The sequence below is a fragment of the Mesorhizobium sp. B2-8-9 genome (genome assembly GCF_006439475.1).
Taxonomy (GTDB): domain Bacteria; phylum Pseudomonadota; class Alphaproteobacteria; order Rhizobiales; family Rhizobiaceae; genus Mesorhizobium.
Genome location: NZ_VFTQ01000027.1, coordinates 24,180 through 45,561, shown reverse-complemented (window position 1 = coordinate 45,561; position 21,382 = coordinate 24,180). Strand labels below are relative to the sequence as shown.

Sequence of the window (21,382 nt, the reverse complement as noted above, 5' to 3'; positions counted from 1 at the left end):
TTGCCGGACCGCCGTTTGTCGAGACGGCCGGCGCGGGATTCACAGGCGCCCTTCCCGGCGGACCCAAATGTGCCGGATCCGCGGGCTCAGTTGACGCGGCTGATGCAGAAATCGATCACGTCGATCAAAGCCGACTTCTGCGGCGTCGCCTCCAGCGGCGCCAGCGCGTCGCGGGCGATCTCGCCGAAATGGCGGGCGCGGCCGATCGTATCGGCGATGGCGCCGTGGCGGGCCATCAGTCCGATAGCCTTTTCAAGCCCGGCATCGTCGGCGACGTTGTCCTCGATGGCGCGCTTCCAGAAGGTGCGCTCGGCCTTGGTGCCGCGCCGGTAGGCGAGGATCACCGGCAGCGTCACCTTGCCCTCGCGGAAATCGTCGCCGACATTCTTGCCGAGATCCTTGCTCGAGCCGCCATAGTCCAGCGCGTCGTCGATGAGCTGGAAGGCAAGGCCGAGATTCATGCCGTAGGAACGAAGCGCGGCGCGATCGGTGCGCGAGGCCTGGGCGATGACCGGCCCGACTTCGGCGGCGGCCGAGAACAGCGCCGCCGTCTTGGCCTTGATGACGGCGAAATGCTCGTCCTCGGTGGTCTCGAGGTTCTTGGCGGCGGCCAGCTGCATGACCTCGCCCTCGGCAATGATGGAGGCTGCGGCCGACAGGATGTCCAGCGCTTCCAGCGAGCCGACCTCGACCATCATGCGGAAAGCCTGGCCGAGCAGGAAATCGCCGACGAGCACGCTCGCCTGGTTGCCCCAGATCATGCGCGCCGTCTTCTTGCCGCGGCGCAGCGCGCTCTCGTCGACCACGTCGTCATGCAGAAGCGTCGCCGTGTGCATGAATTCGACGGCGGTCGCGAGCTTGACATGGCCTTCGCCGGAATAGCCGAACATCTGCGCGGCGGCGAGCGTGAGCATGGGCCTGAGCCGCTTGCCGCCGGAGGAGATCAGATGATTGGCGATCTCCGGGATCATCTCGACGTCGGAGCCGGCCTTGGACAGGATCAGCTCGTTGACCCGCCCCATATCGGCGGCTGTCAGATCGATCAAATCCTTGATGGAAGCGGGTTCCCGCTTGCCTTCGATGTTGAGAACGACACCCACCACGACAACTCCCGTCAATCTGACGCACCCTTGATCCCTCGCCGACTCTAGGGCGGTGCAACCGGACACGGCAAGAGGCGAATTAGCGCGGCTCCGCCGACGGAGTGTCCACGCGCACGTTTACACGAACGCCACAACCTGCGATTTTCGTTTCATGATCGAGCTTGTCCGCACCAACGACGCCGTCGTCATCTCCTTTGTCGAATCGCTGATGCGCGATGCCGGCATCGCCTGTTTCGTCGCCGACCAGAATATGAGCGTGCTCGACGGTTCGCTCGGCATCCTGCCGCGGCGCGTGATGGTCGACGCCGAAAAGGTCGATGCCGCACGGCGCATCCTCAAGGATGCCGGCATCGAGAACGAGATCCGCAAAAAATAATGGGAGCCAGCACCGCCCCCGTCCCGGATACGCCGGCGCACACGATCGATGCCTTCCATCGCGGGCGCTTCTGGCTGGTGCAGCCGAGCCGCGGCGGTCATCGCGCCGGCATGGACGCCATGATGCTGGCGGCCGCCGTGCCGTCCGGCTTTTCCGGCCGGCTCGCCGATTTCGGCGCGGGCGCCGGCGCCGCCGCCCTTGCCGTGCTGTCGCGCTGCCCAGCGGCACAGGCCGTGCTCGTTGAGCGCTCCGCCGAAATGGCCGGGTTCGCCACTGCCACGCTTTCGCATCCCGGCAATGGCCATCTCGGCGACCGCGCCTCGGTGCTGACCGCCGACGTGACGCTGACCGGTCGAGCGCGGACCGAGGCCGGGCTTGCCGACAACTCCTTCGACTTCGTCATCATGAACCCGCCGTTCAACGCGGCCGAGGATCGCTCGACGCCCGACGCGTTGCGCAGAGAGGCGCATGTGGCGGAGGACGGCCTGTTCGAGCGCTGGATCAGGAGCGCCGCCGCCGTCGCCAGGCCGCGCGGCGGGCTGGCCGTCATCGCGCGGCCCGAGCAGTTGGTTGCCATCCTGAACGCGATCGAAGGACGCTTCGGCGATGCCGAGTTGCTGTGCGTGCATCCGCGGCCGGATGCGGTGGCGATCCGCATCGTCGTCAGGGCGGTGCTCGGCGCGCGCGGAAAATTGTCGATCCGCCCGCCGCTCATCTTGCACGGGCCGTCCGGCAACGGGCCGGCGGAGCGGACGGAAATGATCAATAACGGCCTGGCATCGCTGTTCGGCGATTGATCCTTGAAGCGCGTCGCGTTGAAATGGATTCTAGCGACCCGCTTCAAGTTTTTGTTTTATGCATGTCTTTCTCGCAAAACCGCTGCACACTTTTGCGCGACATGCACTGGCCGGCGATGCGGCATTGCCGTTGGCCGGCGAGTTCCTTACATGCCCAAGCAGGATGACGCTGCGCCCGTGAAACAGACCAACCGACCTGATCTCATCTTGCTCCTTTGCCTTTTGTCCGGAGACAATCGTTCGTGAAACGCCTTTTCAACCGCCTGCTGCCGAAATCCTGGCGCTCGACAGTCGTCACCATTCCGGTCATCCGGCTGCAAGGCCCCATCATGGCCGGCGGAGGCCAGTTCCGGCCCAGCCTGTCGCTCGCCTCGACGGCCGGCCTGATCGAAAAGGCGTTCAGCTTCGACGCGCCGGCGGTCGCCATCTCGATCAATTCGCCGGGCGGCTCAGCGGTGCAGTCGCGGCTGATCTTCAAGCGCATCCGCGACCTAGCGGCGGAAAAGAACAAGAAGGTGCTGGTCTTCGTCGAGGACGTGGCGGCCTCGGGCGGCTACATGATCGCGGTTGCCGGCGACGAGATCTTCGCCGACCCGTCCTCGATCGTCGGCTCGATCGGCGTGGTCTCGGCCTCTTTCGGCTTCCCGGAGCTGATGAAGAAGATCGGCGTCGAGCGGCGCGTCCACACCGCCGGCCAGAACAAGGCCGTGCTCGATCCGTTCAAGCCCGAGAAGGAGGAGGACGTCGAACGGCTGAAGGCGCTGCAGCTCGAAGTGCACGAGACCTTCATCGACCTCGTCAAGGAACGGCGCGGCAGCAAGCTCAAGGACGACCCGGACCTGTTCACCGGCCTGTTCTGGACCGCCAAGCGCGGTCTCGAGCTCGGCCTTGTCGATGCGCTGGGCGATATGCGCAGCGTGCTCAAGACCCGTTTCGGCGAAAAGACGCAGCTCAAGCTGATCACCGCGCCGCGCGGTCTGTTCGGCCGTTTCGGCCTGTTCGGCTCGCGCGTTTCGGCGCCGGATATCGCGGCGGCCGCCGCCAGCGGCGTCCTCGATGCGGCGGAAGAGCGCGCGCTGTGGGCGCGCTTCGGGCTTTGAAAAAGCCATGAATGCGGCTAGCATGGCCGCTTGACCGAGCCTGTCCGGCCGGCCTTGCCGCGAGGACGCGGGAGGAGTTTTAGAGATGCCGCAGATCATTTTCTTCGCCGTTGTCGGCGCCGCCGCTTACTTTGGCTACCGCGCTTTCGTGCGCGAGGCCGAACGCGTGACGGCCAAGATCCGGCGCACCGAAAGACAGGCGGCGAACGGCACGACGGGCACGCTGGTCAAGGACCCCAAGACCGGCGAATATCGTCTCGCCAAGGACTGATCCCATCTCGCCAGCAGCCGACATCCTGGAGCCCGGCACAGAGGTCCGGACGTGGCTTGCGCCTGCCAAGATCAACCTGGCGCTGCATGTCATCGGACAGCGCGCCGACGGCTACCATCTCATCGACAGCCTTGCCGTCTTCACCCGCTTCGGCGACCGGCTCGAGATCGAGCGGGCGGAAGAGGATGACTTCTCGATATCCGGCCGTTATGCCGCCGGGCTGCCGCTCGACGGCGACAATCTGGTGGTGAAGGCGCGCGATGCCTTGCGCCGGGAAGCCGGCATGCAACAGGGACCGCCGGTCGCCATCCGGCTGGAGAAGAACCTGCCCATCGCCTCCGGAGTCGGCGGCGGCTCGAGCGACGCGGCGGCCGCGCTTAATGGCCTGGCGCGGCTCTGGAAGCTCGATATCGACGACAATTCGCTGGCCCGGATCGGGCTTTCGCTCGGTGCCGACCTGCCGATGTGCCTCGAATCAAAGCCGCTGATCGCACGCGGTATCGGCGATGAAGTCTCGCCGCTATCCGCCTTTCCTGCGCTTGGGCTGGTGCTGGTCAATCCGGGCATCGCGGTCTCGACGCCGGACGTGTTCAAGGCGCTCTCCAGCCGCGATAACGAGAGGCTGCCGCCGCTGCCGAAGCGCCTCGATTTCCACACGATCCGCAACTGGCTGGAGACGACGCGCAACGATCTTGAGTCTGCCGCGCGTTCGATCAAACCTGCGATCGGCGAGGCGCTCAAGGCACTGAAAAAAGCCGACGCCGCGTTCGCGCGCATGTCCGGCTCGGGCGCCACCTGTTTCGGCCTGTTCGAGACCGGCAATGTTGCAAAACGCGCGGCGATCGAGATCCGCGCCCGCCACCCCGACTGGTTCGTTGCCGCGACGCGCAGCATGGAGGTGAGCGATGGCGAAGCTTGACGAAAGCCGGCCCTTCATTCCGGTGCGCATCGCCGTGCTTACCGTCTCCGACACGCGCGGCCTCGCCGACGACAAATCCGGACAGACGCTGGCGGATCGCATCGCGGAAGCCGGCCATACGCTCGCCGCGCGCGATATTGTCACCGACGACCGCGAAAAGATCCGCGACAAGGTGCTCGGCTGGTCGAAGGACGAAAACATCGATGTCGTGATCACCACCGGCGGCACCGGCTTCACCGGCCGCGACGTGACGCCGGAGGCGCTGGAGCCGATCTTCGAAAAGCGCATGGACGGCTTTTCGGAAGTCTTCCACCGCATCTCCTACGACAAGATCGGCACCTCGACGATCCAGAGCCGGGCAACAGGCGGCGTCGTCAACGCCACCTTCGTCTTCGTGCTGCCGGGCTCGCCCGGTGCCTGCAAGGACGCCTGGGACGGCATCATCAAGGCGCAGCTCGACTACCGGCAGATGCCCTGCAACTTCGTCGAGATCATGCCGCGGCTGGACGAGCATCTCAGGCGCGGCGGCAAGCCCACCTCGTAAAGCTCAGTTAAGGCGCCCGGCCGGCACGGCGGGGCATCATTTCGGCGGCGCGATCCAGATTTCGGCGTTCAGCCTTCTGGTCGCCAGGCCGCGCGCCAGGGCTTCGGCGCTGCGCGCGCTCTTTGCCAGAGCCGAGGCCTGACGCTTGCTGATGACAAGCCCCTCGGCCAGCGCACGATTGCTCGAGAACACCCTGGCCAGGAAAGGCGCACGGTTGGCGCGGGCGCGTGAAAAGCGCGCCGGCATGGTCTGTTTCGCGGTGTGCGCCACGACTTCGTCGATCCAGCCCTCGGCGAGCCGCGCCCCCGGCTCGAGCAGGAGCAGCCAGTCGCCCTTGGCCTGGCCGATACCGGCGCCGATCCCGCCGGTCGCATAGTGGCAGCCGGCATGCTCGGCCACCCGGTGCGTCTGATCGGTCGAGCCTTGATCGCAGACGATCACGTCGCGCACGACGCCTTCGACCGCGCCGCCGACCAGCGAGGCGAGCGTACGGGCAAGCCCCTCTTCGTCGTTGCGGGTTTCGATAAGGACGCTGAGCATTTTAGCCGAATAGCGGAAAGTGCGGCGATGCGCCAGTTGCGCGCTTCAAGCGAAAAAGTTCTTGCTTTGTTCTCTTCGGCGAAATAGGAATAGTTTCATGAACAGAGCGATTCGACAGCCTGCCGACAGTCCCTGGGAGAGGGCGAAAATGGAACAGATCGTGCGCGCCGACATTGCCGCTTTCGGAGCAGGCCGAGCCGAGATGGCGAACGCGATGATCGAGCAGAGCGGCTTGCGCGTGCGGCCCGATCGCAATCGCGGCCGCTCGGCCGGGATCAATCCGTCCGGCCGGTTCGAGCCGATCAGCCGGCATGTGTTCGACGACGGCTGGAACTCGCTGGAGGAACTGCCGCCGTTCAAGACGGAAGTGCAGGTCGAAAAGCCGCGCACCATCATCACGCGCAACGAGTCGCCTGACATCTCCTTCGACCGTTCGATCAACCCCTATCGCGGCTGCGAGCATGGCTGCGTCTACTGCTTCGCCAGGCCGACGCATGCCTTCATGGGCCTGTCGCCGGGGCTCGATTTCGAATCGAAGCTGTTCGCCAAGCCGGATGCCGCGCGCATGCTGGACAGGGAATTGTCGAAACCGGGCTACCAGCCGCGCACGATCGCCATCGGGACCAACACCGATCCCTACCAGCCGATCGAGAAGCAATACCGCATCATGCGCGAGATCCTGGAAGTGCTGGAAGCGCGCGGTCATCCGGTAGGCATCGTCACCAAGTCGGCGCTGGTGACACGCGACATCGACATCCTGTCGCGCATGGCCGAGCGCGGCCTTGCCAAGGTGGCGCTGTCGGTGACGACGCTCGACCGCATGCTGGCGAGAACGATGGAGCCACGCGCCTCGACGCCGACGAAGCGGCTGGAGGCGATCAGGCAGCTTTCGGACGCCGGCATCCCGGCATCGGTCATGGTGGCGCCGATTATTCCGGGGCTTACCGATCCCGAGATGGAGCGCATCCTCGATTCGGCTAGAGCCGCCGGCGCGCGGGAGGCCGGCTACGTCATCCTGCGCCTGCCGCTCGAAGTGGCGCCGATCTTCAAGGACTGGCTGTTGCGCCATTATCCCGACCGCTACCGGCATGTGATGTCGCTTATCCGCTCGATGCGCGACGGCAAGGATTACGATTCCGAATGGGGCAAGCGCATGAAGGGCGCCGGTCCCTATGCCTGGCAGATCGGCCGGCGCTTCGAGATCGCCGCCAAGCGGCTCGGCCTCAATGTCGAGCGGCGGCAGCTTCGCACCGACCAATTCGTCGCAGGCGCCAGTGCCGGCGAGCAGCTGATGCTGCTTTGACGCCAGCACCGGCCATGACGGCCGGCGCTAAGCACTTCCAGGCAAAGCGATTTTCGGTCTGGAATTGCTATTTGTTTCGAAATCCCGTCCGGCCCCTGTCCCCCGGCTGTGAGACGGTGCCTTCCCGGTCCGACGCCCCATCCGACCCGGAAGGACTTGCGGAGAATCGGAGCCGATGCGAACCTCGCCGCACCATGGCTCGCGCGCGTTCCGATTCTCCGCTTCTCTTTGAAATGGTCGAGAAGCCCGACTTCTCGATCGAGACGAAAGCGATAGCCGACGGGCTGTGGCCGGTCGCCGGTATGGACGAGGCCGGCCGCGGTCCGCTCGCCGGTCCGGTGGTGGCCGCCGCGGTGGTGCTCAACCCCGCCAACATTCCCGAAGGCCTCGACGATTCCAAGCGCCTCACCCATTTGCAGCGCGAGGCGCTGTTTCTCAAGATTCTCGGCTCGGCGCTCAGCATCTCGATGGCTTCGATCAGCGCCGAAGGCATCGACAACAGCAACATTTTGAAAGCCAGCCTCGAAGCGATGCGCCGCGCTGCCGCCGGCCTGTCCTTGCGACCGAAGCTCGCCCTGGCCGACGGCCGCGACATACCGCCAGGTCTCGCCTGCGAAGGCCGCGCGCTCATCAAGGGCGACCAGCGCTCGCAGTCGATCGCCGCCGCCTCGATCGTCGCCAAGGTGATGCGCGACCGCATGATGTGTGGCTGCGGCGGACATCACGAGCACTACGGCTTCGAAGTGCATATGGGCTACGCGACGGTCCGCCACCGCACCGCGATCGAGGCGCATGGGCCGGTGGCACGGCTTCACCGAGCCTCGTTCGCGCCGTTCCGGTTGGGTGGGGCTGAAATGGCGGAAGAGGAAGAGAGCCTCGCCGGGCTGGAGTAGTTAGCTGATCTCCCCCAATGTGGTTACGGCTTGCGGACATCCTCTGTCACTGGCGCGACTGATCAGGCCGAGGCTTGATTGCCACGTGGTTCCCCCAATCCGTCGCTGCTTCGCAGCGCCACCTTTCCCCCTCCGGAGGGAAAGGAAGGGAGCGTTGCTGGACGGGCATTGACGGCAAAAGGCTTGGCGCCTTTCCTCTACCCCGTCGATCGGGGCAGAGGTGGCTCGGCGAAGCCGAGACGGAGTGGGGGTCGACCAGCGCTACATCAAACAATGCATGCGCCAAGCTGCCATGCACGCTATCGCCAAGACCAGCTGCTCGGAAATGTGTGCATAGCGTAGCCCCTTGTGGGGAAGATTGGCAGCTTCGGCGCCGCGCTTCCAAACAAAAAAGCCGCCGGGTTGCCCAGGCGGCTTTTGATTTCGAAGTTTCGAAGTCAGCTCAGTTCAGCTTGGCCTTCACATCATTGAGCGCCGACTTGAACAGATCCGCGCCGGTCTTGACGTCGACCTTGGCGGCGAGCAGCGTGCGGGCGGCTTCGACGGCGATGTCGACGGCGGTGGCGCGCACTTCGCTGACCGCCTCGCGCTCGGCCTGGCTGATCTTCTGCTCGGCAAGCGCTGTGCGCCGGGCGACATAGTCCTCGGTCTTCTTGGCCGCCTCGGAGGCAAGCAAGTCAGCCTCGCGTTTGGCGGCAGCGACGATGTCGGCGGCCTCCTTCTCGGCTTCCTTGCGCTTCTGCTGATACTGGCGCAGCAGCTGCTGGGCCTCCTCGCGCAGGCGCCGTGCCTCTTCGAGCTCGCTGCTGATCTTGGCCGCGCGGGCGTCGAGCGACTTGGCAAGCATGCCCGGCACCCTCAGATAGACGACGGCGCCGAGGAAGATGATCAGGGCGATGGTGGCCCAGAGCGTGGCGAGTGATGTGGCGTCCATGATCCCGCTCCTCACCGGCTCGCGGATTTGACCGCGGCCGCGATTTCGGCCTTGTCGGCCTTGCCGCCGACAAGCGCCTCGACGATGGCCGAGGTCGTGTCCTCGGCGATAGTGCCGACTTCCTTCATCGCCTTGGCCTTGATCGAGGCGATGCTCGCCTCGGCCTCGCCAAGTTTCTTCTCAAGCTCGGCCTCGAGCTTCTTGCGCGTGCCCTCGGCTTGCGCCTTGGCGGCGTCGTTCGCCTGCTGGCCGATCTTGTTGGCGTTGACCTTGGCTTCCGCCAGTTCCTGCTCATAGGCAGCAACCGCGGCGTCCGCCTCGCCCTTCAGCCTTGCGGCATGGTCGAGGTCCTGGGTGATGCGGTCGTTGCGGACATCGATGATGCCGCCAAGACGCGGCATCACAACCCGCTTCAGGAACAGATAGAAGAGCCCGAAGGTGATGACCAGCCACAGGATCTGCGACGGGAAGGTCTTGGCATCGAACGGCGGGAACGCTTCATGCTCCGCGGCAGGCACGGCAGTGCCGGCATGCGTATCGCCCTCGGCCGCGGCCGGCGCTGCTTCTTGCGCATAGGCAGATGTCACGAACATCTCATTCCCCTGTCCCTAGAACGGACCGCACCATGCGGCCCCTTTCGTCAGCTCCGGCTCTTACTTGAAGACCAGGAGCAGAGCGATCAGGAGCGAGAAGATGCCCAGAGCTTCGGTCACCGCGAAGCCGAAGATCAGGCGGCCGAACTGGCCGTCGGCAGCCGACGGGTTGCGGAGCGCACCCGAGAGGTAGCTGCCGAAGATGTTGCCGAGGCCGATGCCCGCGCCGCCCATGCCGATGCAGGCGATACCAGCGCCGATAGCAGCTGCTGCAGTTGCGTCCATTTCAAAACTCCTGTGGTTTCTCTGTTCGTTGAAGTTGGTACGTTGGGTAAGCTGGCGCCGGGGCGCCGGTGAAAATCAGTGGCTCGGGTGCAGGGCGTCGTTCAGATACATGCAGGTCAGCACCGCGAACACATAGGCCTGCAGGAAGGCGACCAGCAGCTCGAGCGCCGAGAGCGCGACCGCCATGGCAAGCGGCAGCACCGAGCCGGCGATACCGACGGCGCCAAACGCGCTCAGGCTGACGACGAAGCCCGAGAACACTTTCAGCGTGATGTGGCCGGCCAGCATGTTGGCGAAAAGACGAACCGAGAGGCTGACGGGCCTCGAGACGAAGGAGATGATTTCGATCGCCACCACCAGCGGCAGAAGATAGCCCGGCACGCCATGCGGCACGAACAGCTTGAGGAAGCCGAAGCCGTGCTTGGCGAAGCCGTAGACGAGGACCGTGCCGATGACCAGGATCGCCAGCGTGAAGGTGACGATGATGTGGCTGGTGACGGTGAAGAAATAAGGGAACAGGCCGATCAGGTTGGCGACCAGCACGAACATGAACAGCGAGAACACCAGCGGGAAGAACTGCATGCCCTGCTTGCCCGCGGCATCGCGCAGCATGTTGCCGACGAATTCGTAGGCCATTTCGGACACCGACTGCAGGCGACCGGGAATCAAGGCCCGGCTGGCGGTGCTCATATAGAGAAAGGCGGACGCCAGGACGATCGTCACGACCATGAACAAAGAGGAGTTGGTGAAAGATACGTCGTAGCCGCCGATATGCAGCGGGATGATCGGATGGATCTGGAACTGGTGGATCGGATCGACCTTGTCAGCAGCCACTTTAAATCCCCGTCAAAGCCACAAACGGCTTTTTAATTCACTTTAGCGCCCTGCGGCGCCTCACTTCATTCTCTCGGCTCGCGCGGCTTGCCGCCCTGGCCGAATTCCGATGCCAGTCCCGCCGAGCGCAGGACATTGAGTATGCCTGCGCCAAAGCCCAGCAACAGGCCGACGATCAGACCCCAGGGCGCTATTCCCGCCAGACGGTCGATGATCCAGCCCAAGCCGACACCGACCACCACTCCGGCGATGAACTCGCTGGACAGCTTCAGCGCCTGACCGTAACCGGTCGCAGCTTTCGCTTCGTCTTTCCCCTCGGACCGGTCCGTGCGTCTCGTCGCAAGCGATGCTTCGAGGTCGCGCCGGCGGCGCTCAAGTTCGTCGTCGCGGATGGTGGCTTCTGGCTGCCTGCCGCGGCCGGTTTCTCCGGTTCCGTCTGGCCCGGTTTTGTCGGCCATCGCAACCCCCCTGCCCGGGCAGACGATTGCCGTCCGTCCGCTTCTAAAGTCGCCGGCAACATAGTTAGAGGGTCCGGCCCCGTCAAGCCACGGGCCGAACTTCCGAGCGATGTATTTTTAGCAGTTAAATCAATGGTTTATCGAGGTGCGACATCGTGCCCTTCACGCCTGCGTGAGGTAACGGCGCGAATCCGCGCGACAAGGCGCGTCCGCCGAGGCATTGCCGGGCGTCGGAGGAAGGATAGCCGGGGCGGTGTTTGGGCGGCTCAGCTTGAGCCGCCTAAGCGCGTCGCGATCCTTCAGATTCGCTCCACGCGCTTCAGTTTTTGATTTGCGCGTGTCTTCCCGAAACCGCTTACCACTTTCGGGAGACATGCTTTAGCGGCTCAGCTCCAGCCGCCGCCATAGGTGCGGTAGAAGATATGCAGGCCGATCCTGGTCATCTTGTGCATGGCCCGCGCCCAGCCCGGATGGACGTAATTGGCGTAGTAATGCGTCGAAGAACCGACCTCGGGAATGAATATCTTGCCGGCGGTCACCGCCATGGCAACCTCCTGGGCGGTCTTGTAGGAGGCCAGGTCGGTGATTGTCTTCTTCCTGCCGTCGCAGGCAAAGGAGAACTGGCAGCGGTTGAACCAGTTGTCGTTCTGGTAGACGACGCCGCAGATCGTCTTCGGATAGGTCGGGTTGCGGACGCGGTTGAGGATCACCTGCGCCACCGCCGCCTGGCCGCGGACCGGCTCGCTGCGCGCCTCGAAATAGATGCCCTTGGCAAGGCAGGCCTGCTCGGGCTTGGAAAAGACACTTGCCGGCAGGGGGGTCTGCAGCCAGGCATGGTCGCCCTTGCCCATCGGCGGAATGAAGCGGCCATCGTTGGGATCGTCCTGCAGCAGCGCCTCGAAGGGCGAAGCCTTGGCGTAGTCGGGCGCGGACTGGGCATAGGCCGTGGCAAGGATGTCCGGCTTGTCGTTGTTGACGAGAGCGACAAGTGCCGCCGGCAGCGCCGGATCAGGCCTCTTGTCCTCGCGAAGATGGAAGGCCTGGGCGATCTGGACTTCCTTGCCCTTGATGCCCGGCTTGGCGAAGGTGAGCTTCAGGCCGCTGTCCATCGCGGGACGCAGCAGCGAGGAGGTGCGCTCGAAAATCGAGCCGGCGCTGAAATTCTTGGGCGGCGCGACTGGCGACACCTTGACGATGCGGCCCTTCTTGTCGGCGCGCACGACACGATCCTCATCGGGCGTCACGCCCACGGCGCTGCCCTTGCCGCGGAAGGCGACGGTGCCAACCCCCGGCAAATTCACGCCGGAACCGGACAGCGAGCCGGTGGTGACGGAATCGACAAACGGCATTTCGGCGGCATGCACCGAGCCGGCGGCGGATTTCTCGATATAGGCGTTCCAGCGGGTGTCGGACGATTCCAGGCCGGAGATCAGGCTTGCCATATCCTGGTAGGCGACGGCCGACGGGAAGCCGATCCAAATACCGAGCCCAAGCACCAAAGGAGGAAGAAAGGAACGTTTTTTCGCAACGGCGGCGGCGGCAAGCCGCAATGAAACGCGTCGATGCACGGAACTCTCCAGAACGCTACTGACCCCGGAGAGTCAAAATGAAGCATTAACCTTGATGCGGGGTTAACGGCATCGATCATGTTCTTTTCATGTTTGAGGCAAGCCGGCTTGCAATTTCCACAGCGGGCCGATGAAGAATCAGGCCTGGGTGGGTGCATCAGTTTTGGGTGAATCAGGCGGGGCGCAGGAAGATTGGCCAGGCGAGCGCCGCGCAGATGGCGGCCGCGAGCCACACGCCGGGCCATGCGAAGACCACCAGCAGCCATGGAATGGCGATCGGCACCAGGCAGAAGCCGATGAACACAAAACTGTTGGCCAGGCTGAGCGCGGTGCCGACATGGCCGGCGCCGGCAAGCGTGGCAAGCTCGGTATAGGCGACGCCGTGCCAGGCCGAGACGGATATGCCGGCGACGACGACCATCAGCGGAAGCAGCGCCAGCAGCCACGGCGCGCCGGCAGCGCCGATCACCAGCAGCCACAGCGCCAGGAAGGCAAATGCGCTCAGCGCGCTGCAGAGTTTCAGGAACGGGCGGCGGTTGCCGTGGCGGTCGGTGAAGCGCCCGCTCCAGACACGCATCGCCATGGCGCCGGCCTGCACAGCTGCAAGGCTGGCGCTGGTCACAAAGGTGCCCATGCCGGCGAAGTCATGCAGGAAGACCGAGGCGAAGGTCAGCACCGCGACCTGCGGGAAGCAGAGCAGGCCGATGGCGGTCGACATGCGCCACACCTCGATGTTGCGCAAGGGCGCCGGGCCGCTTGCCGCTGCGGCGGCGTAACCGCCGCTTTCAGCCGGCGGCTCGTGCAGCCAACGCCAGGCAAACCAGGCCGAGAGCGCGGACACGACGGCAAGCAGGCCGAAGACCGCGGCGAAGCCGAAAGCCAGCGCCAGCGAAGGCAGGATGAGAGCGCCCAGCCCGCCGCCGAGCGGCACCGCCGTCTGCCTGATGCTCATGGCAAAGCCGCGCTCGCCCTCGCCGAACCAGCCCATGATGGCGCGGCCGCTGGAGCCGTTGACGCTGCCGCCGAGCAGGCCGGCGACGAGCAGACTTGCCGACAGCAGCGTGACGCCGGGTACCGCCATTTTTGTCGGCACGACGAGCATCGCCATGATGAAGAGCCATGCGGCCGTCGCGCCGAGCCCGGTCAGGAGCACGCGGCGGTCGCCCCAGCGGTCGGTGAGCACGCCCCAAGGCAGCTCGCTCAGTGCCACGCCGAGACCGAGTAGACCCAATGCCAAGCCCAGCGAGGCATTGTGGAGGTGGTAGCCCTGGCGCATCGCCACCGTAGTCGCCGGGATGCCAGAGAAGGTGGCGGAGAAGCCGGCATTGGCGGCGACGCCGATGCCCAGCACCTTCCAGCGATGGTTGGGGCCGAAAGCGCGGCGGGCGGAGACGCCGGCGGGTGCATCAGGACGTTGGCAATCGCTGCGTGTGACGATGGCGGACATGGTTCATTCCCGTTGCGACCGGCTGACGGCTTGACGGACTGGATGTAGCGCCATAGCTTCATCCATAAAATCAGGAATTTTTTCACCAACAATCCTGAAAATCAGGACGATCCCGATGCGCCGCGTCACGTTCGACCTCGATGTCCTCAGAACCTTCGTCACCGGCATGGATCTGGGCAGCTTCGCCAAGGCGGCCGAACGGCTTGGCCGCTCGACATCCGCGGTCAGCGCGCAACTGAAGAAGCTGGAGGAGCAGGCGGACACGCCGGTCTTCCGCAAGGCAGGGCGCGGCCTGGCGCTCACCGAAGCCGGCGAGACGATGCTTAGCTATGCGCGGCGGCTGATCGAACTCAACGACGAGGCGGCCTCCGCTATCCGCGACGTCGAGCTGGAAGGCTGGGTACGGCTCGGCCTGCAGGAGGATTTCGGCGAGGCCGTGCTGCCCGACGTGCTCGGTCGCTTCGCCCGCGCCCATCCCAAGGTCCGCATCGAAGCACGGATCGGCCGCAGCCACGACCTTGCCGAGCGTGTCCTGTCAGGCAATCTCGACATCGCGCTTGCCTGGCACGACGGCACGGCCCTGCCCTATAGCCGCCATGTCGCCGACGTGCCGGCGCGCTGGATAGGCCCGGCCAAGCCGATCGAGGCTGGTCCGCGCAATGGCGAGCCGCTGCCGCTGGTGGTGTTCGAGGCGCCGTGCCTGCTCAGAACCGTGGCGACCGAGACACTCGATCGCGCGGGCATGCTCTGGCGCATGTCCTTCTCGAGTCCTTCCCTCGGCGGCATCTGGGCGGCGGTGGCGGCAGGCCTCGGCCTGACGATCCGCACTGATATCGGCCTGCCGGCCAATGTCAGGGCAATCGCGCCGGGCGTGCTCGGGCTTCCTGCCCTGCCGACAATGGCGCTGCACCTGCACCGGAAGGACGCCGAGCTCGACCCGGTGGCAGCGCGGCTGGCGGAGATATTGCTGCAGGCGGCGCTGGAGACGCTGCCGGAGGGGACGCGAACCGGCGATGGACTGCGGGAGGTCGCTTAGCGTCTTAGCCGACGCCTTTCGACATCGTCATTCTAGGGCGAAGCAAGGAGCGGAGCGACGCAGCGCAGACCCGAGGATCCATTCCGTTACTTCGCGCGAGGAATGCAGCGGAGCAGAATTCTGAACCGTCGCGGCGCTTCTAAGTCACGGAATGGATCCTCGGGTCTATGCGCGTCGCTTCGCTCCTTGCTTCGCCCGTGGATGACGAGGGATCAGCGTCGGCGCTTTCCCAGAAGTCACCGCTTCTTCGCCCTGCCCGCAAACGGATTGTCCGAGGTGCGCAGCGCCATGCGGATCGGCACGCCTGGCATGTCGAAGGCCTCGCGCAGGCTGTTGGTCAAATAGCGGACGTAGGATTGCGGCATCGCGTCCGGGCGGGAGCAGGAGACGACGAAGCCCGGTGGGCGGGTTTTTGCCTGGGTGACGTATTTGATCTTCAGCCGGCGGCCGGCGACGGCGGGCGGCGGGTGATGCGCGAGGATGCCTTCCAGCCAACGGTTGAGCTTGCCGGTGGAGACACGGCTGTTCCAGACCTTGTGCGTCTTGATGACGCTTTCCATCAGCTTGTCGAGGCCGCGGCCGGTCTCGGCCGACACCGTCACCGCCTGGATGCCGCGCACCTGCGGCAGGAGCCGCTCGGTCTTTTCGCGCAGCTCGGCCAGCAGCTCCTGCGGATTGTCGATCAGGTCCCATTTGTTGAAGGCGATCACCGGCGCCCTGCCCTCGCGGATGATGAGGTCGGCGATTTGGAGATCCTGCTTCTCGAACGGGATGGTGGCGTCGAGCATGATGATGACGATCTCGGCGAAGCGGATGGCGCGCAGGCCATCCTGCACCGAGAGCACTTCCAGCTTTTCATGGATCCTGGATTTGCGGCGCATGCCGGCCGTGTCGAACAGCTTTATCCTGCGGCCACGCCAGTCCCAGTCGACCGAGATCGAATCGCGGGTAATGCCGGCTTCCGGACCGGTCAGCAGCCGCTCCTCGCCGATCAGCGCATTGATCAGCGTCGACTTGCCGGCGTTCGGGCGGCCGACGACGGCGATGCGCAGCGGCTTGGTGTCGTCATAGGGCGCTTCAGCATCCGGGTCGGCGATGTCCTCGCCGATCAGAACCTCGCTGGCGGCGATCTCGCCGGCTTCGTCTTCCTCATCCTCGCCGAAAGCGCGTTCCTGGCCGAGCGCTTCAATCACCGCGTCGCGCAGATCCGGCATGCCCTGGCCGTGCTCGGCCGAGATCGGGATCGGCTCGCCGAGGCCGAGCTCCCAGGCTTCCAGCATGCCCCCTTGAGCGCCACGCGCCTCTGCCTTGTTGGCGACGAGCACCACCGGCTTGCCCGATTTGCGCACCACTTCGGCGAAGGTGCGGTCGTCGGGCATCAGGCCCGACTTGGCATCGACGGTGAAGAAGATGAGGTCGGCTTCGCGAATGGCGATTTCGGTCTGCTGGCGCATGCGGCCGGGAAGCGTCGAAGCCGCCGCGTCCTCGAAGCCGGCGGTGTCGATGACATCGAAATGGAGATCGTAGAGTTTTGCCGCATGGACACGGCGGTCGCGCGTTACACCAGGCGTGTCGTCGACAAGCGCCAGCTTCTTTCCGACCAGCCGATTGAAAAGAGTCGATTTGCCGACGTTAGGCCGGCCGATGATGGCGACTTTGAAGCCCATCCAGGATCACGACACGTTGCCCGACCCACGGATCAACTCGGACATCAACTGCGCGCGTTGGCGCACATTGCGCGGAGCGGCTTCATCCGAAGAGATCTGGTCGAACAGTTTGAGCGCGTCCGCCGATTTGCCGTCCTTCCAGGCGGCAAGGCCGAGCGCCTCGCGCGCCGAATGGCGCAACGGATTGGTGTCGGCGGTAAGCGCCTCGATGCGGCTGGAGACATCGGCGTAGGAGCCGTGGTCGACGAGCAGGAGCGCCGCCCTCAGCCGCGCGATATCGCGAATGCCGGCGGGAATGGCGCTGTCGGCGGCGACCTCGTCGAAATCCTTGACCGCGCCGTCGACGTCGCCCTTATTGGCCTTGACGGTCGCGGCGCGCATGCGGGCGAGCAGCGGATAGGCGCCGTAGCCGTCCTTCTCCAGCTGGTCGAGCGCGGCAATCGCCTCGTCGTTCTTGCCGTCATTGGCGAGCTTGAGGGCCGCCGAGAAGGCGTCGCCCGAGCGGTTGGCGCGGGTTTCGTCCCAATAGCGGTAGCCGACGACAGCGGCAGTGCCGAGCACGATGAGGATGGCAAGGCCGAGAATGGCCGGGCCGAAACGGTCCCATAGCTTCTGCGCCTGCTCGCGACGAATCTCTTCGTTGACTTCGCGGATAAAACTGTCGTCCGACATCAATCAAAACCATTGCGGCCCCAGGAGGGGGCGCTTCTTGAGCCCGCGTTTTAGCGAAATTTCGTCGGCATGGAAGGGGGCGGACCGGAAAATCGGCTGAGAATGCCGGGCGCCCACAGTCCATACCTGAACGCAACCACGCCACATTTGCGCGATAGCCGGCTTCCGATCGGCCGGAGACGTCCCCGCCAGAAGGTTGTCAATGCTTCGTTCGTACCGCGTCCTTGCGATCAGTCTCGCCTCGCTCGCCTCAGCCAATGCCGCCTTCGCCGATCCGCCGAGATCGCCAACCGTTTGGCCGGCCAAGCAGGTCGTGCTGGTCTCTTTCGATGCCGCCCGCGAGATCTCGCAATGGCAGCGCAGCCGGGCGCTGGCAAAGCGCACGGGCGCGCATTTCACCTATTTCCTGTCCTGCGTCTTCCTGGTCTCTCCCGAGACGCGGCTGCACTATGCCGGCCCCGGCAAGGCCGCCGGCAAATCCAATGTCGGCTTCGGCGCCTCAAAGCAGGATGTGGCCGACCGGCTTGAGCAGGTCCAGCTGGCTGCGGCCGAGGGGCACGACATCGGCAGCCATGCCTGCGGCCATTTCGACGGCAAGGACTGGAGCAAGGCCGACTGGCTGGCCGAATTCGCGTCTGCGCGGCGCATTTTCGAGAATGCCTATGCGATCAACGGCATCCAGGAACCGGCTAGCTGGCGCGATTTCGCCCGCCATACCGTAACCGGTTTTCGCGCGCCCTATCTGGCCACCGATAAGGCGCTTTACGAAGCGCTGCCCGAGGCCGGCTTTGAATACGATGCGAGCGGCGTCTCGAGCGGCCCGGTCGTGCCGCCAACCCTGAATGACATAACCCGCTTCGCCCTGCCGCTTATCCCGGAGGGAGACAAGGCCAAGCCGGTCGTCGCCATGGATTACAATCTTTATGTCCGCCACTCGGGCGGCACCGAAAAGCCGGCCATGGCGGACGCATTCACCGAGCGCGCCTATCAGGCGTTCCGCGCCGCTTTCGAGGCTCAGTACAACGGCAAGCGCCTGCCGCTGGAGCTCGGCTTCCACTTCACCCTGATGAACGACGGCGCCTACTGGAACGCGCTGGAGCGCTTCGCCGGCGAGGTCTGCGTGATGCCGCAAGTCGAGTGCATCAGTTTCCGCGACTATCTCGCGCGCCAGCGGCCCGGGCAGGCGCAGGCGGCGGTGGGCGGCTGAGCCGCCCACCTTGCAATCCGACCTAGGCCGGATCCGGCTCGTGTGCTTGGCGTTCGATGAAACGGCGATCGATGTCTGGTAGCGGCTCGCCATGGATCGTCGCCTCGAAAGCACGAAGGCGTTTATATATGGAAATCAACTCGACAATGGTTGGCCAGGAGTTGACCAGATATTGGAACGACGAACGCACCTGATCAAAAGAGTTTAGGATCTGATTTAGGGCCCCAAGCTTTATCTTGCCAGCAACCATTGTGGGCACGAGAACTATATATGGGAATATATTATCGATTTGCAGGTAGAAAATTCTAGCCACGTTAAAATATAGATAATGGAAATACTTTCTGAAATAGTTATTTTTGACGTTCCGAAAAAGTTCAGCGACAGTTGGCGGCTGCGCACGACCTATATCGTCCTCGCCGTAGACAAGCTCTTTGCGGAAAGCCGCCTCGACGCGTTGTGTGCGGAACTCAAGCCCCGGAAGCTTGATACCAACCAGCGCCAAGAAAGTGGTTCCGAAAATGGACCAGACGATAGCCACAGCGACGAGTGAATAAGGCACCGTGCCGACAATCGGCAATTCCGTAACGTTCTGCGAAAGATGCAGCAGCACGGGAAGAAACGCGATCAGGGTCATGACCGACCCAACCAAGCTAACACCCAGATCCTCCATCGTGGTTGAGAAGCGCATCGTGTCTTCCTGGACACGCTGCGATGCACCTTCGATACGTCTCAACCTATCCCAGTTGGCCATATAGTAGTCGTTCATGGCGGTGCGCCAACGAAAGATCCAGTGGCTTACGAAGAACCGATTGAGAGAGCCAACAGTAACAGCCAGAAGCGCGATCCACATGATGGTCAGCAGCTGGCTGTAAAAATCCCATGGCGTCGTAGAATACGGTGTCCCCAACGCCTTTTGAATAAGATCGTAAAAAGGGCCGTACCAATCGTTGAAAGCAACGTTGACCTGCACCTGGTAATAGATCACGAAGAGGATGAGCGAAGTCCCAAGAACTGACCAATTCAACCATGGATGGGGTCGATACCAAGCCCAAAAACCGTAGAAAACGAAAACGACCGCGGCGAAATATATGTAGAACCACAGAAAGGGCTTCGACCAAAAGAGCTCGACGCCGATGATCTTGGGGACACCCTCTGCTACCGGAGGCAATCCGAACATCGCGCCCAACTGCTCGCCGCCGAAGAACCAGAACAGGATCGCGGCAAGGCTCCAGACGGCGGCCGAGGTGCAGAAAAGCTTCGGCTGCGGGAAGAAGGATACGAACACTGTGGCGGGTTTCCTCGGTCTGACCGCAAATCAGCGGCGTTGCAGTTCGGCGGGCATAAAGTCACACATTAGGGGGAAAGAAAATGCCCGTGCCCGACGTCCGGCATCGAACAAACCGCAAATCATGGCGATTTTGGCGCAGCCGACCAAGCAATGACGCCGGAGGCGAGCAGCGCCGACGCTGCCATGATCGAAGCAAGCACGTAATTGCCCGAAGCCTGGGCGAGCAGGCCGGCGGCGATCGGGCCGACGATCTGGCCAAGGCCGAAGGCCGCCGTCATCACCGCGAAGATGCGGCGCGGCGCCCGCGGCGCGAGCTGCCTGCCCATCTGTAGGCCCAGCGCCGTGATGGCGATGAAGGTGCCGCCGAGCAGGACGCCGGCGATCAGCGGTCCGGCGGCGCCCTTGACGACGACGCTGGCGGTGACGCCGACCACCTCGACCAGGCAACTCGCGGCATAAGTGGCATAGAGCCCTATCCGGCCGGCGAGCTTCTGCCACGCCCAAGTCGAGGGAAAGCCAGCGAGGCCGGCGACCATCCAGACAGTCGCCTCGAAGACGCGCCCGCCGCCGCCCTGGCGGACGATGGCGACCAGGAAAGTGGCGGTCACCACATAGCCGAAGCCGAACAGTCCGTAGGCGACGATCAACTTCACCAGGGACCCGTCCTTCGGCAGCGCCGGCTCGCGCCCGTCGGTGACATTGGCCGGCGTGGTCGAGCCGGCGAGCAGCGCGACGACGAGCAGGCCGACGGTCGAAAGCGCCCCCGACCAGAGCCAGCCGGCGGCCCAATCCGCATGTTCGGAGACGAGGACCGCCAGCAGCGCCGAGGACGCGGCAATGCCGAGGCCCACGCCGCCGAAATGCAGCGCCTGCAAATCGCCGCGGCCGGCCTCTGCCAGATGGCTGAAGACGATCGAGGCCATGAACACCATGACGAAGGCACTGGCGAGGCCGGCGAGGAAGCGGATGACGAGAAAGGCGGCCATCGTCTCGTTGAACCCCATGAGGGCCGCGAGCACGGCGCTGGCGGCGAGGCCGGCGAACATCAGCATGCGCTCGCGGCCATGCGCCCAGCCACCGCCCGCGGCAAGCGCGCCGAGGAGGTAGCCGACATAATTGGCGGAAGCGATCCAACCGGCATCGGCCGGCGTCAAATGCAGCTCCTCCATCATGCCCGGCAGGATCGGCGTGTAGACGAAGCGGCCGATGCCCATGGCGACGGCAAGCGCGACCATGCCGGCGAGAGCAAGCCGCAAGGGAGATGGCGAGGCGTTCATTGCAGTGCACAATAATTGCATGTGCAGGTGAAACAATGCGCTTGCGTTGGGCCAGTGTCACGATCGTAGAAAGGACCGATCGCATCGGACTGGCGCGAAACTTTCTGCGTCAGCGCTGCCCCTCATCCGCCCTTCGGGCACCTTCTCCCCGTATAGTGACGGGGAGAAGGAAACCGGCCGCAACGCTGGCGATTATCCTACAGCGTTGAAAATTAGCGAAAGCGGCGATGACAGCGTCTTTCTCCCCGTCTCTATACGGGGAGAAATGCC

23 protein-coding genes are annotated in these 21,382 nt (G+C 64.3%); 10 read left to right on the top strand and 13 right to left on the bottom strand.

Translation table 11 applies throughout. The annotated features are described in order from the left end of the window. Positions 1-86: 86 nt before the first annotated feature. Positions 87-1,100, bottom strand: a complete 1,014-nt coding sequence (locus tag FJ423_RS25845; RefSeq protein WP_112095919.1) for a polyprenyl synthetase family protein — start codon at positions 1,098-1,100, stop codon at positions 87-89. A gap of 154 nt (positions 1,101-1,254) precedes the next feature. On the opposite strand from FJ423_RS25845, the gene FJ423_RS25840 reads away from it, so the two are divergent. The 6 genes from FJ423_RS25840 (at position 1,255) to moaB (ending at position 5,110) form a co-directional block, all read left to right on the top strand. Next, on the top strand, positions 1,255-1,479 hold the full coding sequence (locus FJ423_RS25840; protein ID WP_027164594.1) for a DUF2007 domain-containing protein: 225 nt from the start codon (positions 1,255-1,257) through the stop codon (positions 1,477-1,479). Further along, positions 1,479-2,276: a methyltransferase gene (locus FJ423_RS25835; protein ID WP_140845816.1), complete on the top strand. Its 798-nt coding sequence runs from the start codon at positions 1,479-1,481 to the stop codon at positions 2,274-2,276. The genes FJ423_RS25840 and FJ423_RS25835 overlap by 1 nt, the downstream gene beginning before the upstream one ends. 242 nt (positions 2,277-2,518) lie before the next feature. After that, positions 2,519-3,376, top strand: a complete 858-nt coding sequence (locus FJ423_RS25830; RefSeq protein WP_140845815.1) for a S49 family peptidase — start codon at positions 2,519-2,521, stop codon at positions 3,374-3,376. A gap of 85 nt (positions 3,377-3,461) precedes the next feature. Further along, a complete protein-coding gene (locus FJ423_RS25825) occupies positions 3,462-3,647 on the top strand; it encodes a hypothetical protein (protein WP_095768715.1) in 186 nt (61 codons plus the stop codon). A 25-nt stretch (positions 3,648-3,672) separates the two neighbouring features. Further along, positions 3,673-4,566: a 4-(cytidine 5'-diphospho)-2-C-methyl-D-erythritol kinase gene (locus FJ423_RS25820; protein WP_140845814.1), complete on the top strand. Its 894-nt coding sequence runs from the start codon at positions 3,673-3,675 to the stop codon at positions 4,564-4,566. Continuing rightward, entirely contained in the window at positions 4,553-5,110 is a 558-nt protein-coding gene (gene moaB, locus FJ423_RS25815) for a molybdenum cofactor biosynthesis protein B (protein WP_140845813.1), read from the top strand. The genes FJ423_RS25820 and moaB overlap by 14 nt, the downstream gene beginning before the upstream one ends. A 36-nt stretch (positions 5,111-5,146) precedes the next feature. On the opposite strand, the gene FJ423_RS25810 is transcribed toward moaB, so the two are convergent. Next, positions 5,147-5,650, bottom strand: coding sequence for a glycosyltransferase (locus FJ423_RS25810; RefSeq protein WP_095768718.1), 504 nt, complete (start codon positions 5,648-5,650; stop codon positions 5,147-5,149). 148 nt (positions 5,651-5,798) lie between these two features. Between FJ423_RS25810 and FJ423_RS25805 the strand changes: the two genes are divergently transcribed. Together FJ423_RS25805 and FJ423_RS25800 are read left to right on the top strand one after the other, a co-directional pair. Beyond that, positions 5,799-6,953 (top strand): PA0069 family radical SAM protein, encoded by a 1,155-nt coding sequence (locus tag FJ423_RS25805; protein ID WP_140845812.1) that lies wholly within the window; start codon positions 5,799-5,801, stop codon positions 6,951-6,953. Positions 6,954-7,147: 194 nt separating this feature from the next. After that, positions 7,148-7,846, top strand: coding sequence for a ribonuclease HII (locus tag FJ423_RS25800; RefSeq protein WP_140845811.1), 699 nt, complete (start codon positions 7,148-7,150; stop codon positions 7,844-7,846). Positions 7,847-8,288: 442 nt separating this feature from the next. On the opposite strand, the gene FJ423_RS25795 is transcribed toward FJ423_RS25800, so the two are convergent. The 7 genes from FJ423_RS25795 to FJ423_RS25765 form a co-directional block, all read right to left on the bottom strand. Then, positions 8,289-8,780, bottom strand: coding sequence for a F0F1 ATP synthase subunit B (locus tag FJ423_RS25795; protein WP_140845810.1), 492 nt, complete (start codon positions 8,778-8,780; stop codon positions 8,289-8,291). Between the two features lie 11 nt (positions 8,781-8,791). After that, positions 8,792-9,373, bottom strand: a complete 582-nt coding sequence (locus FJ423_RS25790) for a F0F1 ATP synthase subunit B (protein ID WP_095768722.1) — start codon at positions 9,371-9,373, stop codon at positions 8,792-8,794. A 60-nt stretch (positions 9,374-9,433) separates the two neighbouring features. Next, on the bottom strand, positions 9,434-9,658 hold the full coding sequence (locus FJ423_RS25785; RefSeq protein WP_027164582.1) for a F0F1 ATP synthase subunit C: 225 nt from the start codon (positions 9,656-9,658) through the stop codon (positions 9,434-9,436). Between the two features lie 75 nt (positions 9,659-9,733). Further along, positions 9,734-10,492: a F0F1 ATP synthase subunit A gene (locus tag FJ423_RS25780; RefSeq protein ID WP_095768723.1), complete on the bottom strand. Its 759-nt coding sequence runs from the start codon at positions 10,490-10,492 to the stop codon at positions 9,734-9,736. 65 nt (positions 10,493-10,557) lie between these two features. After that, positions 10,558-10,950: an AtpZ/AtpI family protein gene (locus FJ423_RS25775; RefSeq protein WP_095768724.1), complete on the bottom strand. Its 393-nt coding sequence runs from the start codon at positions 10,948-10,950 to the stop codon at positions 10,558-10,560. Positions 10,951-11,336: 386 nt separating this feature from the next. Beyond that, the gene (locus FJ423_RS25770) at positions 11,337-12,518 is read right to left on the bottom strand and encodes a cell wall hydrolase (protein WP_095768725.1); all 1,182 of its coding nucleotides are present in this window, start codon (positions 12,516-12,518) and stop codon (positions 11,337-11,339) included. Positions 12,519-12,690: 172 nt separating this feature from the next. Next, a complete protein-coding gene (locus FJ423_RS25765; RefSeq protein WP_140845809.1) occupies positions 12,691-13,965 on the bottom strand; it encodes an MFS transporter in 1,275 nt (424 codons plus the stop codon). Between the two features lie 115 nt (positions 13,966-14,080). Here FJ423_RS25765 and FJ423_RS25760 point away from each other — a divergent pair, with 115 nt between their 5' ends. Continuing rightward, positions 14,081-15,001 carry a LysR substrate-binding domain-containing protein gene (locus FJ423_RS25760; RefSeq protein ID WP_140845808.1) on the top strand — a complete coding sequence of 307 codons (921 nt, stop codon included), beginning with the start codon at positions 14,081-14,083 and terminating at the stop codon, positions 14,999-15,001. Between the two features lie 236 nt (positions 15,002-15,237). Here the strand turns inward: FJ423_RS25760 and der are convergent, their stop codons facing one another. Beyond that, positions 15,238-16,668 carry a ribosome biogenesis GTPase Der gene (der, locus tag FJ423_RS25755; protein WP_140845807.1) on the bottom strand — a complete coding sequence of 477 codons (1,431 nt, stop codon included), beginning with the start codon at positions 16,666-16,668 and terminating at the stop codon, positions 15,238-15,240. A gap of 6 nt (positions 16,669-16,674) precedes the next feature. Continuing rightward, positions 16,675-17,340: a tetratricopeptide repeat protein gene (locus tag FJ423_RS25750; protein WP_140845806.1), complete on the bottom strand. Its 666-nt coding sequence runs from the start codon at positions 17,338-17,340 to the stop codon at positions 16,675-16,677. 202 nt (positions 17,341-17,542) lie between these two features. On the opposite strand from FJ423_RS25750, the gene FJ423_RS25745 reads away from it, so the two are divergent. Continuing rightward, a complete protein-coding gene (locus FJ423_RS25745) occupies positions 17,543-18,547 on the top strand; it encodes a polysaccharide deacetylase family protein (protein ID WP_140845805.1) in 1,005 nt (334 codons plus the stop codon). 22 nt (positions 18,548-18,569) lie between these two features. On the opposite strand, the gene sbmA is transcribed toward FJ423_RS25745, so the two are convergent. Together sbmA and FJ423_RS25735 are read right to left on the bottom strand one after the other, a co-directional pair. Continuing rightward, positions 18,570-19,832, bottom strand: a complete 1,263-nt coding sequence (gene sbmA / locus FJ423_RS25740; protein WP_140845804.1) for a peptide antibiotic transporter SbmA — start codon at positions 19,830-19,832, stop codon at positions 18,570-18,572. Positions 19,833-19,954: 122 nt separating this feature from the next. Further along, positions 19,955-21,112, bottom strand: coding sequence for a YbfB/YjiJ family MFS transporter (locus FJ423_RS25735; protein ID WP_246680307.1), 1,158 nt, complete (start codon positions 21,110-21,112; stop codon positions 19,955-19,957). Positions 21,113-21,382 lie beyond the last annotated feature (270 nt).

What these genes read in the sequence shown, in the direction of transcription:
- FJ423_RS25810 (WP_095768718.1), bottom strand. Translation starts at nt 5,650, where the DNA reads ATGCTCAGCGTCCTTATCGAAACCCGCAACGACGAAGAGGGGCTTGCC.
- FJ423_RS25775 (WP_095768724.1), bottom strand. Translation starts at nt 10,950, where the DNA reads ATGGCCGACAAAACCGGGCCAGACGGAACCGGAGAAACCGGCCGCGGC.
- FJ423_RS25795 (WP_140845810.1), bottom strand. Translation starts at nt 8,780, where the DNA reads ATGGACGCCACATCACTCGCCACGCTCTGGGCCACCATCGCCCTGATC.
- FJ423_RS25785 (WP_027164582.1), bottom strand. Translation starts at nt 9,658, where the DNA reads ATGGACGCAACTGCAGCAGCTGCTATCGGCGCTGGTATCGCCTGCATC.
- FJ423_RS25735 (WP_246680307.1), bottom strand. Translation starts at nt 21,112, where the DNA reads ATGAACGCCTCGCCATCTCCCTTGCGGCTTGCTCTCGCCGGCATGGTC.
- moaB (WP_140845813.1), top strand. Translation starts at nt 4,553, where the DNA reads ATGGCGAAGCTTGACGAAAGCCGGCCCTTCATTCCGGTGCGCATCGCC.
- FJ423_RS25745 (WP_140845805.1), top strand. Translation starts at nt 17,543, where the DNA reads ATGCTTCGTTCGTACCGCGTCCTTGCGATCAGTCTCGCCTCGCTCGCC.
- FJ423_RS25805 (WP_140845812.1), top strand. Translation starts at nt 5,799, where the DNA reads ATGGAACAGATCGTGCGCGCCGACATTGCCGCTTTCGGAGCAGGCCGA.
- FJ423_RS25760 (WP_140845808.1), top strand. Translation starts at nt 14,081, where the DNA reads ATGCGCCGCGTCACGTTCGACCTCGATGTCCTCAGAACCTTCGTCACC.
- der (WP_140845807.1), bottom strand. Translation starts at nt 16,668, where the DNA reads ATGGGCTTCAAAGTCGCCATCATCGGCCGGCCTAACGTCGGCAAATCG.
- FJ423_RS25790 (WP_095768722.1), bottom strand. Translation starts at nt 9,373, where the DNA reads ATGTTCGTGACATCTGCCTATGCGCAAGAAGCAGCGCCGGCCGCGGCC.
- FJ423_RS25840 (WP_027164594.1), top strand. Translation starts at nt 1,255, where the DNA reads ATGATCGAGCTTGTCCGCACCAACGACGCCGTCGTCATCTCCTTTGTC.
- FJ423_RS25750 (WP_140845806.1), bottom strand. Translation starts at nt 17,340, where the DNA reads ATGTCGGACGACAGTTTTATCCGCGAAGTCAACGAAGAGATTCGTCGC.
- FJ423_RS25835 (WP_140845816.1), top strand. Translation starts at nt 1,479, where the DNA reads ATGGGAGCCAGCACCGCCCCCGTCCCGGATACGCCGGCGCACACGATC.
- FJ423_RS25765 (WP_140845809.1), bottom strand. Translation starts at nt 13,965, where the DNA reads ATGTCCGCCATCGTCACACGCAGCGATTGCCAACGTCCTGATGCACCC.
- FJ423_RS25800 (WP_140845811.1), top strand. Translation starts at nt 7,148, where the DNA reads ATGGCTCGCGCGCGTTCCGATTCTCCGCTTCTCTTTGAAATGGTCGAG.
- FJ423_RS25825 (WP_095768715.1), top strand. Translation starts at nt 3,462, where the DNA reads ATGCCGCAGATCATTTTCTTCGCCGTTGTCGGCGCCGCCGCTTACTTT.